Source organism: Pseudomonas frederiksbergensis, assembly GCF_035751725.1.
Taxonomy (GTDB): Bacteria; Pseudomonadota; Gammaproteobacteria; order Pseudomonadales; family Pseudomonadaceae; genus Aquipseudomonas; species Aquipseudomonas frederiksbergensis_A.
Window position 1 is genome coordinate 1,584,891 of record NZ_CP142104.1, and the last position, 12,932, is coordinate 1,597,822.

Genomic DNA, 12,932 nt, shown 5'->3' on the forward strand with positions numbered 1-12,932 from the left:
GGTGGGCGATGCCAGGCACCTTGCCGTCCTTTTTCTGCCCGCCCGCCGTTATCCAGTCCCAACGGAGAGCTCCCCCATGACCGACACGCCCGATCGCGACGAACGCCACCTGGCGCGCATGCTGCGCAAGAAAGCCGTGATTGACGAGCGTATCGCCAATTCACCGAACGAGTGTGGCCTGCTGCTGGTGCTGACCGGCAATGGCAAGGGCAAAAGCAGTTCGGCATTCGGCATGTTGGCCCGGGCGATGGGGCATGGCATGCAATGCGGCGTGGTGCAATTCATCAAGGGTCGCAACAGCACCGGTGAAGAGCTGTTTTTCCGCCGCTTCCCGGAACAGGTGCGTTTTCATGTCATGGGCGAGGGCTTTACCTGGGAAACCCAGGATCGCCAGCGCGACATCGCCGCTGCCGAAGCGGCGTGGGCCGTGTCGCGTGAATTGCTCAGCGATCCGTCGATCGGCCTGGTGGTGCTCGACGAACTGAACATTGCCCTCAAGCACGGCTACCTCGACCTCGATCAAGTCTTGAGCGATCTGCAAGCCCGTCCGCCTATGCAACATGTGGTCGTGACCGGGCGCGGCGCCAAGCCCGAGATGATCGAGCTGGCCGATACCGTGACCGAAATGGGCATGATCAAGCACGCGTTCCAGGCCGGTATCAAGGCGCAGAAAGGCGTCGAACTGTGAGCCATGCGTCGACTGCCAGCCGCCACTGTCCGGCGGTATTGATTGCCGCCCCGGCCTCGGGCCAGGGCAAGACCACCGTCACCGCGGCCCTCGCACGGTTGCACCGCAACCAGGGGCGCAAGGTGCGCGTGTTCAAGTGTGGTCCCGACTTTCTCGACCCGATGATCCTTGAGCGAGCCAGCGGCGCGCCGGTCTATCAGCTGGACATGTGGATGGTTGGCGAACAGGAAAGTCGCCGGCTGTTGTGGGAAGCCGCTGCAGAAGCAGACCTGATTTTGATTGAAGGCGTAATGGGCCTGTTCGACGGCACGCCGTCCAGCGCCGACCTGGCCCGGCATTTCGGTGTGCCGGTGCTGGCGGTCATCGACGGCACGGCCATGGCCCAGACGTTCGGCGCCTTGGCCCTGGGCTTGGCGCGGTATCAACCCGACTTGCCCTTCGCCGGGGTCTTGGCCAACCGGGTCGGCACCTTGCGCCATGCGCAGTTGCTCGAAGGCAGCCTGACCGAGGGCTTGCGCTGGTACGGCGCGCTCTCGCGGGAAACCGGCATCGAACTGCCGAGCCGCCATCTGGGCCTGGTGCAGGCCAGCGAGCTGAATGATCTGGATGTCCGTCTCGATGCCGCCGCCGAGGCGCTGGCGGGCAGTTGTGAAGTGGCCTTGCCGCCTTCGGTGGAATTCGCGGCTCCGCAATTGACTGCTGTTGAACCGTGGCTCGACGGGGTACGCATCGCCGTGGCCCGTGACGAAGCGTTCGCCTTCACCTATGGCGCAAGCCTCGATCTGCTGCGGGCCATGGGCGCGCAGTTGAGTTTCTTTTCGCCGATCCACGACACCCGATTGCCCGACGCGGACAGCCTTTATCTGCCCGGCGGTTACCCCGAACTGCACCACGTCGCACTCGCGCAGAACGCGCCCATGCTTGCAGCAATCCGTGCCCATCATGCAGATGGCAAACCGCTGCTCGCCGAATGCGGCGGCATGCTGTACCTGCTCGATTCACTGACCGACGTCGACGGCACGCGCGCCGAACTGCTCGGTTTGTTGAGCGGTGATGCGCAAATGCAGAAGCGCCTGGCGGCGCTCGCATTGCAATCGGTGGATTTGCCGGAGGGCAACCTGCGCGGGCATACCTATCATCATTCCCTGTCCAGCACCGCCCTTGAGCCGATTGCCCGCGGCCATAGCCCCAATGGTGGGCGAGGGGCGGAGGCGGTTTTCCGACAAGGGCGGATGACGGCCTCCTATGTGCATTTTTATTTCCCGTCCAATCCGAGGGCGATTGCCGCGCTGTTTGCTCCGGCCCCTGTTGCAGTCTTTGCGAGCAAGCCATGACTGACGCCTTCTCAGCGGCCGAACGCGAAGCCGTCTACCGCGCCATCGCCGAGCGCCGCGACATGCGCCATTTCAGTGGCGGCTCCATCGAGCCGCAACTGCTGGGCCGTTTGCTGGAAGCCGCACACCAGGCTCCCAGCGTCGGGCTGATGCAACCGTGGCGATTCATTCGCATCAGTGATCGCGCCTTGCGCGGCGAAATCCAGCATTTGGTGGAAGAAGAGCGTGTCCGCACTGCTGAAGCGCTGGGCGAGCGCAGCGACGAATTCATGAAGCTCAAGGTCGAAGGCATCCACGACTGCGCCGAGGTGCTGGTGGCCGCGTTGATGGACGATCGCGAGCGGCATATCTTTGGCCGCCGGACCTTACCGGAAATGGACTTGGCCTCGCTGTCCTGCGCCATCCAGAATCTATGGCTGGCGGCCCGCGTCGAAGGGTTGGGGATGGGCTGGGTGTCATTGTTCGAGCCCCAGGCCCTGGCTGATCTGCTGGGCTTGCCCGCCGGGGCAAAGCCGCTGGCAATCTTGTGCCTGGGTCCGGTCGAAGGCTTTTATCCGGCGCCGATGCTCGCCCTGGAAGGCTGGGCGCAACCGCGGCCGCTCAACGAACTGATCTACGAAAATCGCTGGGGAGTGCGTCCATGAGCGTAGCGTTGCTCAGTGCCGCCGCGGTGGCGCTGGATGCGCTGCTGGGTGAGCCCCGGCGCGGGCATCCGTTGGTCGCGTTCGGTCGTTTTGCCAATCGTCTCGAACAACGTTTCAACTCCGGTGGACGGGGCTGGCGCAGTCACGGTGTCACGGCGTGGATCATCGCCGTGCTGCCCTTGACCTTGCTGGCCACGGCCTTGTCCTGGGCGCCGTTGCTGGGCTGGCTGGTGGACATCCTTGCGTTGTACTGCGCCCTCGGCTTGCGCAGCCTCGGCGAGCATGTCGAGCCGGTTGCCCGCGCGCTGCGCAGTGGCGATCTGGACGAGGCACGCCAGCGGGTGAGTTATCTGGTCAGCCGCGAAACCGCTGGGCTGGATGAAAACGCCGTGGCCCGCGCCGCCACCGAGTCGGTGCTGGAAAATGGCAGCGACGCAGTATTCGCCGCCTTGTTCTGGTTCGCGGTGGCAGGCGCGCCTGGGGTGGTGTTGTATCGGTTGAGCAATACCCTCGACGCCATGTGGGGTTATCGCAACGAGCGCTTCGAACGTTTTGGCTGGGCGGCGGCAAAGATCGATGACCTGCTCAACTATATTCCGGCGCGGCTGGTGGCGTTGACCTACGCGCTGCTTGGCAAGACCCGCCTGGGGCTCAAATGCTGGCGCACCCAAGGGGCGACCTGGGACAGCCCCAATGCCGGGCCGGTCATGGCCGCCGGTGCCGGAGCGCTGGGTGTGGAGTTGGGCGGCGCGGCGGTCTATCACGGCGAGCTGCATCAACGTCCGCCCTTGGGCGAAGGCGTTCCGGCCAGCGCCGATTCGATTGATCGCGGCTGGCAATTGGTGCAGCGCGGCGTATGGTTATGGCTGCTGATTCTCTGCCTCGGAGCCGAGTTCTATGCTTGAGCATGGTGGACGACTGCGCAACGCTTCCCGGCAATACGGCATTGCCGAGGCCGACTGGCTCGACCTGTCCAGCGGCCTGGCGCCCTGGCCGTTCGATATTCCGCCGGTTCCACTACGGGCCTGGGCGCGCCTGCCCGAGGCCGATGATGGGTTGGAACAGGCCGCTTGCGATTATTACGAAGCGACGCACGTGTTGCCGGTTGCCGGTTCGCAGATGGCCATCCAGCTCTTGCCGCGCCTGCGCCGGGCCGGCAAGGTCGGTGTCTTGTCTCCTTGTTACGCCGAACACGCCGAAGCCTGGCGGCGCAGCGGTTACATCGTGCGCGAAGTGCTGGAGACGGAAGTGGATTTCTTCCTCGACAGCCTCGACGTGCTGGTGGTGGTCAATCCGAACAACCCCACGGGCCTGAGCCTGAGCCCCGAACGCTTGCTGGACTGGCACGCACGGTTGGCCCAGCGCGGCGGCTGGCTCGTGGTGGACGAAGCGTTCATGGACATCACGCCGCACCTGAGCCTCAGCGCCCACGCCCATCAGGTCGGGCTGATCGTGTTGCGATCGTTTGGCAAGTTCTTTGGCCTGGCCGGGGTTCGCCTGGGGTTTGTCCTGGCCGAGCGACGCCTGCTCAAGCTGCTTGCCGAGCAAGTCGGGCCGTGGGCCGTGAGCGGGCCGACCCGGGTCCTGGGCGAGGCGTGTCTCCTGGATACCGAGGCCCACATTCGCCAACGACAGCGCTGCGAAGCCACCAGCCAACGCCTGGCACTGACGCTGGAGCGCTTCGGTTTCAAGCCCCAGGGCGGTTGCGCATTGTTTCAATGGCTGGTGACCGAGCACGCCCAGGCCCTGTACGAATTCATGGCCCATCGCGGCATTCTGCTGCGCTTGTTCACGCACACCAGCAGCCTGCGTTTCGGACTGCCGGCCGATGACGCCGGTTTCCTGCGCCTCGAACAGGCTTTCGAGGCCTACACCAAGGACATTCGATGACGACCCTGATGGTGCAGGGCACCACCTCCGATGCCGGCAAAAGTACCCTGGTTACCGCATTGTGCCGTTGGGTCACGCGCCAGGGTGTGAGCGTGGTGCCGTTCAAGCCGCAAAACATGGCGCTCAACAGCGCGGTAACTGCCGACGGCGGCGAGATCGGCCGGGCCCAGGCGGTCCAGGCCCAGGCCTGCGGCCTCGAACCGCACACCGACATGAACCCGGTCCTGCTCAAGCCCAACAGCGACACGGGCGCGCAAGTCATCATCCATGGTCGTGCCGTCACCACCATGAACGCCGTCGCCTATCACGATTACAAAGCCATTGCGATGCAAGCGGTGCTGGCCTCCCATGCACGGTTGAGCGCGACGTATCCGGTCGTCATGGTCGAGGGCGCGGGGTCGCCGGCAGAGATCAACCTGCGGGCCGGCGACATCGCGAACATGGGTTTCGCCGAGGCGGTGGACTGCCCGGTGCTGCTGATCGCCGACATCAATCGTGGCGGGGTATTCGCCCATCTGGTCGGCACCCTGGAGTTGCTTTCGTCCAGTGAACAGGCGCGGGTCAAGGGGTTCATCATCAACCGTTTTCGCGGCGATATCGCCTTGCTGCAGCCGGGGCTGGATTGGTTGGAAGCGCGCACCGGCAAGCCGGTAATTGGCGTGTTGCCCTACGTGATGGACCTGCACCTGGAGGCCGAGGATGGCCTCGACCGGCGCCAGGCCGACAAGGCCGAACAGGTGCTCAAGGTGGTGGTGCCAGTATTGCCACGCATCAGCAACCACACCGATTTCGACCCGCTGCGCCTGCATCCGCAGGTCGATCTGCAATTCATCGGCCCCGGCCACGCCATCCCGCCAGCCGACCTGATCATCCTGCCCGGTTCGAAAAGTGTGCGTAGCGACTTGGCCTTTCTACGCGCCAATGGTTGGGAAACGGCGATCCATCGACACCTGCGCTACGGCGGCAAGTTAATGGGCATCTGCGGCGGTTTGCAGATGCTCGGCCACCACGTCCATGACCCGCTCGGGCTGGAGGGGGCGGCAGGCTCCAGTGCCGGATTGGGCTTGTTGGATTTCGAAACGACCCTGGAACGCGAGAAGCAACTGCGCAACGTTCATGGGCGACTGACGTTGGAAAACGCCGCAATCAGCGGCTATGAGATCCACGCAGGCGTAACTGTCGGCCCCGCCCTGGAAAACGCTGCGGTGCACTTGGACGACGGCCGTTGCGATGGCGCCCAAAGCCTCGACGGGCAGGTTTTCGGCACCTATCTGCATGGGTTGTTCGAATCGCCTGCGGCCAGCAGTGCCTTGCTGCGTTGGGCCGGTTTGGAAGACGTACAGGCGGTGGATTACCACGGCTTGCGCGAGCGGGATATCGAGCGACTGGCGGACCTGGTGGAGCGGCATCTGGACACTGGGTTGTTGCGTGAACTCTGTGGGATTTGAGGTGACGCTACCGACCCCTTCGCGAGCGAGCCCGCTCCTGCATTTTGAATTGTATTCCCCTGCGCGAGCGGGCTTGCTCGCGAATAGGCCCGCACATAAAAGGTAACGCTCCATGCTGCAACTGATCCTCGGCGGCGCCCGCTCCGGCAAGAGTCGCCTGGCCGAAAAACTCGCGGCGGACACTCATTTGCCGGTGACCTACATCGCCACCAGCCAACCCCTCGACGGCGAGATGAACCAGCGTGTCGCCCAGCATCGTGCCCGGCGTCCGGCCGAATGGGCGCTGGTGGAGGAACCCTTGGCGCTGGCGTGGGTGCTGCGGGAAAACGCCGCAAGCGATCGGTGCCTGCTGGTGGATTGCCTGACCCTCTGGCTCACCAACCTGCTGATGCTCGACGATCCGCAACGGTTGATTGCCGAGCGTGAAGCGCTGTTGGACTGCATCGGCGTGCTTCCCGGTGAAGTCATATTCGTCAGCAACGAGACCGGCATGGGCGTCGTGCCGCTGGGCGAGCTGACGCGCCGTTATGTCGATGAAGCCGGTTGGCTGCATCAAGCCCTGGCCGAACGTTGCCAACGCGTCGTGTTGACCGTCGCCGGCTTGCCCCTGACCCTTAAAGGAACTGCGTTATGAATCATCGCTGGTGGCTGGACCCGTGCAAGCCCGTCGATAACCAGGCGCTGGAGCAGGCTGCGGCCCGTCAGCAACAGCTGACCAAACCGACCGGCTCCCTCGGGCGCCTGGAATCGGTGGCGGTGCAACTGGCGGGCCTGCAAGGGCAGCTCAAGCCGAGCCTGGACCGGCTCTGGATCACGATTTTCGCTGGCGACCACGGCGTGGTGGCCGAAGGTGTCTCGGCTTATCCCCAGGAAGTCACCGGGCAGATGCTGCACAACTTCGTCAAGGGTGGCGCGGCCATCAGCGTGCTCGCCCGGCAACTGGGCGCTTCGCTGGAAGTCGTGGACCTGGGCACCGTGACGCTTTCGCTGGACCTGCCCGGCGTGCGTCATTTGAACCTTGGCCCTGGCACCGCGAATTTCATCCAGGGATCGGCGATGAGCCAGTCCCAGGGCGAGCTGGCCTTGCAAGCCGGGCGCGACAGTGTGATGCGTGCCGTTGTCGGCGGGACGCAATTGTTCATTGGCGGCGAGATGGGCATTGGCAACACCACCGCGGCCAGCGCCCTGGCTTGTGCCTTGCTCGATTGTCCGGTGACGCACCTGGTGGGGCCCGGCACGGGGTTGGATGCGGCGGGTGTCAGTCGCAAGGCGCGGGTGATCGAGCGTGCCCTGGCGCTGCACGGCGGCGCGAATGGCGATCCGTTGCAGGTTTTGTTTAATCTCGGTGGCTTTGAAATCGCGGCGTTGGCCGGCGCCTATCTGGCCTGTGCCCAGCAGGGCATCGCCGTGCTGGTGGATGGTTTCATCTGCAGCGTTGCGGCGTTGGTGGCGATGCGGCTCAATCCTGGATGCCGGGCATGGTTGCTGTTCGGTCATCGCGGCGCCGAGCCGGGCCACAAGCACGTCTTGGAAACCCTTGGTGCCGAACCGCTGCTGGATCTGGATTTGCGCCTGGGCGAGGGCAGTGGTGCGGCGTTGGCGGTGCCGTTGTTACGCCTGGCCTGTGACCTTCATGGGCAGATGGCGACGTTTGCCGAAGCGGCCGTGGCGGATCGCCCGGCATGACCTTGCGCCTGGACCTGCTGCGTCACGGCGAAACCGAACTGGGCGGCGGCTTGCGCGGCAGTCTCGATGACGCCTTGACGGCCAAGGGTTGGGAGCAAATGCATGCAGCGGTGGCGCAGGGCGGGCCCTGGGATCGCCTGGTGTGTTCGCCGTTGCAGCGATGCGCCCGTTTCGCCGAACAACTCGGCGCCCGGCTGGGTGTGCCGGTGCATGTGGACAAAGACCTGCAAGAGTTGCATTTCGGCGCGTGGGAAGGCCGCAGCGCAGCAGCGTTGATGGAGACCGACGCCGACGCCCTCGGCCGCTTCTGGGCCGATCCTTACGCTTTTACGCCACCCGACGGCGAGCCGGTGCTGGCGTTTTCGGCGCGGGTCCTGGCGGCCGTCGAACGCTTGCACCTGGCGTATGCCGGACAGCGCGTCTTGCTGGTCAGTCATGGCGGCGTGATGCGGTTGCTGCTGGCACAGGCCCGCGCAATGCCGCGCGAACAATTATTGAACGTCGAAGTCGGCCATGGTGCGCTGTTTTCCCTGACGGTGTCGTCCGGTCCAGTGCTTGAAGAGGCGGGCTGAGCATGTTGCCCTTCTGGATCGCCCTGCAATTCCTCAGCAGCTTGCCGGTTCGCTTGCCAGGCATGCCAGAGCCCGGGCAGCTCGGGCGTTCGCTATTGTTCTATCCCATGGTGGGGTTGTTGTTCGGTGGTCTGCTCTGGCTGCTCGATGCGGTGTTGCTGGGCGCACCGGTGACGCTGCATGCCGCGCTGCTGCTGACGGCCTGGGTGCTGCTCAGCGGCGGCTTGCACCTGGATGGCCTGGCCGACAGCGCCGATGCCTGGCTCGGCGGTTTCGGTGATCGCGAACGTACGTTGCTGATCATGAAGGATCCGCGCAGCGGGCCGATCGCCGTGGTCACGCTGGTGCTGGTGTTGCTGCTCAAATGGACGGCGCTGGTGGCGCTGATCGAGCAGAGGCAGCCACTTGCGTTACTGATTGTGCCGATGCTGGGGCGTGCTGCTTTGCTGGGCTTGTTCCTCACTACGCCGTATGTGCGTGCCGGAGGGCTGGGCCAGGCACTGGCTGATCACTTGCCGCGCCGCTCGGGTTGGCAGGTGCTGTCGATCAGCGCACTGGGCTGCGTGCTGGTGATGGGGTGGCCAGGGCTGTGGACGCTGGTAGTCGCCGCGGCCGTATTCATCGGCTTGAGGCAGATAATGTTGCGCAGGCTGCAGGGTTGCACTGGCGACACCGCGGGTGCCTTGCTGGAGCTGCTGGAAACGGCCGTTCTGGTGGCATTGGTCTTAAGCTGAATTCGCACGTTGCCAGCGGGCGAGCGCTGATTTAAATTTGCATTCATCTAGTCGCGGGTATATACACGCATCATGCTGCCTTCCCAATGTCTTTGCATCAACCTGCGTCGCGCCGCGCGTGGCGTCAGCAGGTATTACGACGGCGCTCTCGATGGCTTCGGGATCAACGTTGCCCAGTATTCTCTGCTCAATAACCTGGCGCGCCTGGACCAGCCGAGCATTTCCTCCCTGGCCGAGGCCATGGGCCTGGACCGCAGCACCCTCGGGCGCAACCTGCGGGTGCTGGAAGGCGAGGGGTTGGTGAAGCTGGCGGAGGGCGACGATTTGCGCAACCGCATCGTCGTGCTCACCGACGCGGGGAAGGCCCGGTTGGCGGCGGCGTTGCCGGCCTGGGAAGCGGCGCAACAGAAATTGATCGATAAGCTCGGTGCCGAAAAGCGTGCGACCTTGCTGGCCTTGCTGGATGAACTGGCGTGAAGCCGGTTCGTCCGATGACAAGTGGGTATATACCCGCGACTGGAGAATAAGAATGACATCGATGTGGCGTACCTGTGGTTGGGTCCTGGTGGGCAGTGCGCTGATACTGGCGTTGTCATTGGGTGTGCGGCATGGCTTCGGGCTGTTCCTAGCGCCGATGAGCGCGGAATTCGGCTGGGGCCGTGAAGTGTTTGCCTTTGCCATTGCCTTGCAGAATTTGATCTGGGGCTTGGCGCAGCCTTTCACCGGTGCCCTGGCGGATCGCTTCGGCGCGGCAAAAGTAGTATTGATCGGTGGCGTTCTCTATGCGCTCGGCCTGGTGTTCATGGGCATGGCCGACTCGCCCTGGTCGCTGTCGTTGAGTGCCGGCCTGTTGATCGGTATCGGCCTGTCCGGTACTTCGTTCTCAGTGATCCTTGGCGTGGTTGGACGGGCCGTGCCGCCAGAAAAACGCAGCATGGGCATGGGCATCGCCAGTGCGGCCGGCTCCTTCGGCCAGTTCGCCATGCTGCCGGGCACGTTGGGCTTGATCGGGTGGCTCGGCTGGTCCGCGGCGCTGTTGGCGCTGGGCCTGTTGGTGGCGTTGATCGTGCCGCTGGTTAGCATGCTCAAGGACGCGCCAGCGCCGCTGGCCGGGCATGAGCAAACCCTCTCCGAAGCGTTGCGCGAAGCGTGCAGTCATTCAGGGTTCTGGCTGCTGGCCGTTGGCTTTTTTGTGTGTGGTTTCCAGGTGGTATTCATCGGTGTGCATCTGCCGGCCTATCTGGTGGACCAGCACCTGCCGGCCAGCGTCGGCACCACCGTGCTGGCCCTCGTCGGGCTGTTCAATATCTTCGGCACTTACACCGCCGGTTGGCTGGGCGGGCGGATGTCCAAGCCGCGCCTGTTGACCGGGCTTTATCTGGCGCGGGCGGTGGTCATCGGGCTGTTCCTGTGGTTGCCGGTGACAACCACCACGGCTTATCTGTTCGGCATGGCGATGGGCTTCCTCTGGCTGTCGACGGTGCCGCTGACGAACGGGACGGTCGCCACGTTGTTCGGCGTACGAAACCTCTCGATGCTGGGTGGGATCGTGTTCCTGTTTCACCAGCAGGGATCGTTCCTCGGCGGTTGGCTGGGCGGCGTCGTGTACGACCGCACCGGCAGCTACGACTTGATCTGGCAGGTGTCGATCCTGCTCAGTCTGTTGGCTGCGGCATTGAACTGGCCGGTACGCGAGCGTCCGGTGGCGCGTCTGCAAGCCCAGGCCGGTGCGGCATGAGCCGCTTCGGCCCATGGTTGATCGCACTCGGCGCCGCGGCGCTGCTGGCAATTGCCTGGTGGGGCTGGCACCAAGGCGGGTTGGCCTTGATGCAGCTGGGCATGGGCAACTGTTGACGTGTGGACGGCACTGGGCGCGCGGAGTAACGTCGTGGTCTGACAGGTCTACAAGGAAAATCCGACATGATGCGTTGGTTTGCTGTTCCCGCCCTGTTGCTGGCTGTGACCGGGCACGTATGGGCAGCCGGGTGCCCGCCGCTGCTGGAGGGGTCGCTGCCCAAGTTGCGGGCCAAGGAAACCGTTGACTTGTGCCAGCGCTTCGCCGGCAAGCCTTTGGTGGTGGTCAACACGGCCAGCTTCTGTGGGTTCGCTCCGCAGTTCAAAGGGCTCGAGGCGCTTAACCAGCGCTACAAAGGCGAAGGGCTGGAAGTGCTGGGCGTGCCGTCCAATGATTTCAAGCAAGAGTCGAAGGACGGGGCGGAGACGGCCAAGGTCTGCTACGTCAATTATGGCGTGACCTTCACTATGACCGAGCCGCAGCCGGTACGAGGTGCGGACGCCATTCCCTTGTTCAGGCATCTGGCCGAACAGTCCGGCGCGCCGAAGTGGAATTTCTACAAATACGTCGTTGATCGCCAGGGCAAGGTGGTCGGCAGTTTTTCCAGCCGGATCAAGCCCGACGATCCTGATTTCATCAAGGCAGTCGAGACGGCTATTGCTTCCAAACCCTGATCATCAGCCATCAAAAAGCCCCGCCTCTTTGCAGAGAGCGGGGCTTTTTTCGCTTCAGGTGGCGAGCAGCTGTGTTGGTTAGAGCCAACCTCGCCTTACATCATCAGAAGCGGTAGGTTGCGCCGACGCCAAAACCGTTGGCGCTGTTTTCGTATTCAGCATTGTAGGCCTGGCCCAGTGCATTTCTCCTGTTGATGCTGACTTTTTCTTCCTTGAGGTAGGAATAAGCCACATCGATGGTCAGGTCTTCGGTTGGGCTCCAGCCGGCACCGAGGCTGAAGATCGTCCGGTCGCCGGTAGGAATGCGCGGCGAACGGTCGGTGTTGTTGGCAGGCGACTGGTCGAACGTCAGGCCGGTGCGCAATACCCACTGCTTGTTCAATTGGTAGGACGTACCGATGGCGTAGGCCCAGGTGTCGTGCCAGTTCTGTTCTTCGGTGATAGTGCCGAAGAGGGCTGGGTTCAATGCACCGCCACCAGTGACGTCGTTGTTCACGGTGATGTCTTTCAGGCGGCTCCAGCGAGTCCAGGTGCTGCCAGCGTAGACGGTCCAGGCATCGTTGATTTCCTGGGTCACCGAGAAATCGACGGATTCAGGGGTGGTGATGTCCAGGGAAGCGTCGTAGCGGTCACCGCTCAACAGGAAGCCAGGCGTACCGGCGCCCGGGTTCACTTCGGTGTGGCCTTCAAGCTTATATTTGACCTTGGAGTGGTAAGTCAGGCCGACGCGAGTGGTATCGGTCGCCTGGACCAGCAGGCCGATGTTGTAGCCATAGCCAATGTCGTCGCCCTTGATCTCGACGTTGCCGTCGTTAGGCGAGAATGGTGTAGTCAGCGCCGATTCCAGCGAACCGGAAATCCGGTTGATGGTCGGACCGAAGCCGATCGACACCTTGTCGTTGAAGGCATAGCTGATGGTGGGCTGGAAGGTCACGACCTTCACTTCGCTCTTGCTGCCGAAGTTGCGGCCCTGGAAGCTGTTTTCGTAGTCGGTGATCAGGCCAAACGGGGCGTAGACGCCCAAGCCGAATGCCCATTGATCATCGATAGGCTTGACGTAGTAGCCCATCGGAACGCCGGTGAACGGGACCATGTCGCCATCGTTGGTGCCGGAGCGGGTGCCGCTGGCATCGTTGATATCGGTGGAGGCGTCGATGACAGCGAAGCCACCGGTCACTTGCTCGCGCTTGAGGCGCGACATGCCGGCAGGGTTGCCAAACACAGTGCTTGCATCATCGGCAGAAGAAGAACGACCTGCGAAGCCAGTGCCCATGCCACTGATGCTTTGTTCGTTCAAGGCAAAACCACTGGCAAAGATTTGTGTGGATGCCAAGGTCACGGCAAGGCCAAGGGTGGTTTTGAGCATCATTTTTTTCATTGTTAGAACTCCAGGTGATCACCGACGCGAAAATTACCAACATTTTTGCCCAAGCGCTATAGCTTGTATTGCTTGATTTAGAGGGGTTT

General features: G+C 63.3%; 14 protein-coding genes. 13 read left to right on the forward strand and 1 reads right to left on the reverse strand.

Translation table 11 applies throughout. The annotated features are described in order from the left end of the window. Positions 1-76 precede the first annotated feature (76 nt). The 13 genes from cobO (at position 77) to VQ575_RS07050 (ending at position 11,465) form a co-directional block, all read left to right on the forward strand. Entirely contained in the window at positions 77-688 is a 612-nt protein-coding gene (cobO, locus tag VQ575_RS06990) for a cob(I)yrinic acid a,c-diamide adenosyltransferase (RefSeq protein WP_039591918.1), read from the forward strand. After that, a complete protein-coding gene (locus VQ575_RS06995) occupies positions 685-2,022 on the forward strand; it encodes a cobyrinate a,c-diamide synthase (protein WP_325919351.1) in 1,338 nt (445 codons plus the stop codon). The genes cobO and VQ575_RS06995 overlap by 4 nt, the downstream gene beginning before the upstream one ends. Further along, positions 2,019-2,666: a 5,6-dimethylbenzimidazole synthase gene (bluB, locus tag VQ575_RS07000; RefSeq protein WP_325919353.1), complete on the forward strand. Its 648-nt coding sequence runs from the start codon at positions 2,019-2,021 to the stop codon at positions 2,664-2,666. The genes VQ575_RS06995 and bluB overlap by 4 nt, the downstream gene beginning before the upstream one ends. Next, entirely contained in the window at positions 2,663-3,571 is a 909-nt protein-coding gene (cbiB, locus tag VQ575_RS07005; protein WP_045156677.1) for an adenosylcobinamide-phosphate synthase CbiB, read from the forward strand. Before bluB ends, cbiB begins: the two co-directional genes overlap by 4 nt. Next, complete coding sequence (cobD, locus tag VQ575_RS07010; protein WP_325919355.1) at positions 3,564-4,556, forward strand: threonine-phosphate decarboxylase CobD; 993 nt, start codon at positions 3,564-3,566, stop codon at positions 4,554-4,556. Before cbiB ends, cobD begins: the two co-directional genes overlap by 8 nt. Then, the gene (locus VQ575_RS07015; RefSeq protein WP_325919356.1) at positions 4,553-6,004 is read left to right on the forward strand and encodes a cobyric acid synthase; all 1,452 of its coding nucleotides are present in this window, start codon (positions 4,553-4,555) and stop codon (positions 6,002-6,004) included. The genes cobD and VQ575_RS07015 overlap by 4 nt, the downstream gene beginning before the upstream one ends. 112 nt (positions 6,005-6,116) lie before the next feature. Continuing rightward, a complete protein-coding gene (gene cobU / locus VQ575_RS07020) occupies positions 6,117-6,638 on the forward strand; it encodes a bifunctional adenosylcobinamide kinase/adenosylcobinamide-phosphate guanylyltransferase (protein WP_045156675.1) in 522 nt (173 codons plus the stop codon). Next, positions 6,635-7,690, forward strand: a complete 1,056-nt coding sequence (cobT, locus tag VQ575_RS07025; protein WP_039591925.1) for a nicotinate-nucleotide--dimethylbenzimidazole phosphoribosyltransferase — start codon at positions 6,635-6,637, stop codon at positions 7,688-7,690. Before cobU ends, cobT begins: the two co-directional genes overlap by 4 nt. Then, on the forward strand, positions 7,687-8,262 hold the full coding sequence (gene cobC, locus VQ575_RS07030) for an alpha-ribazole phosphatase family protein (RefSeq protein WP_039591926.1): 576 nt from the start codon (positions 7,687-7,689) through the stop codon (positions 8,260-8,262). The genes cobT and cobC overlap by 4 nt, the downstream gene beginning before the upstream one ends. Before the next feature lie 2 nt (positions 8,263-8,264). Then, positions 8,265-8,996: an adenosylcobinamide-GDP ribazoletransferase gene (locus VQ575_RS07035; protein WP_325919357.1), complete on the forward strand. Its 732-nt coding sequence runs from the start codon at positions 8,265-8,267 to the stop codon at positions 8,994-8,996. A 72-nt stretch (positions 8,997-9,068) separates the two neighbouring features. Beyond that, positions 9,069-9,473: a MarR family winged helix-turn-helix transcriptional regulator gene (locus tag VQ575_RS07040; protein ID WP_039591928.1), complete on the forward strand. Its 405-nt coding sequence runs from the start codon at positions 9,069-9,071 to the stop codon at positions 9,471-9,473. Positions 9,474-9,525: 52 nt separating this feature from the next. Further along, positions 9,526-10,734 (forward strand): MFS transporter, encoded by a 1,209-nt coding sequence (locus VQ575_RS07045; RefSeq protein ID WP_325919358.1) that lies wholly within the window; start codon positions 9,526-9,528, stop codon positions 10,732-10,734. Between the two features lie 182 nt (positions 10,735-10,916). Next, positions 10,917-11,465, forward strand: a complete 549-nt coding sequence (locus tag VQ575_RS07050; protein WP_039591930.1) for a glutathione peroxidase — start codon at positions 10,917-10,919, stop codon at positions 11,463-11,465. A 103-nt stretch (positions 11,466-11,568) separates the two neighbouring features. On the opposite strand, the gene VQ575_RS07055 is transcribed toward VQ575_RS07050, so the two are convergent. Beyond that, complete coding sequence (locus tag VQ575_RS07055; RefSeq protein ID WP_198725454.1) at positions 11,569-12,843, reverse strand: OmpP1/FadL family transporter; 1,275 nt, start codon at positions 12,841-12,843, stop codon at positions 11,569-11,571. Between the last annotated feature and the right edge of the window lie 89 nt (positions 12,844-12,932).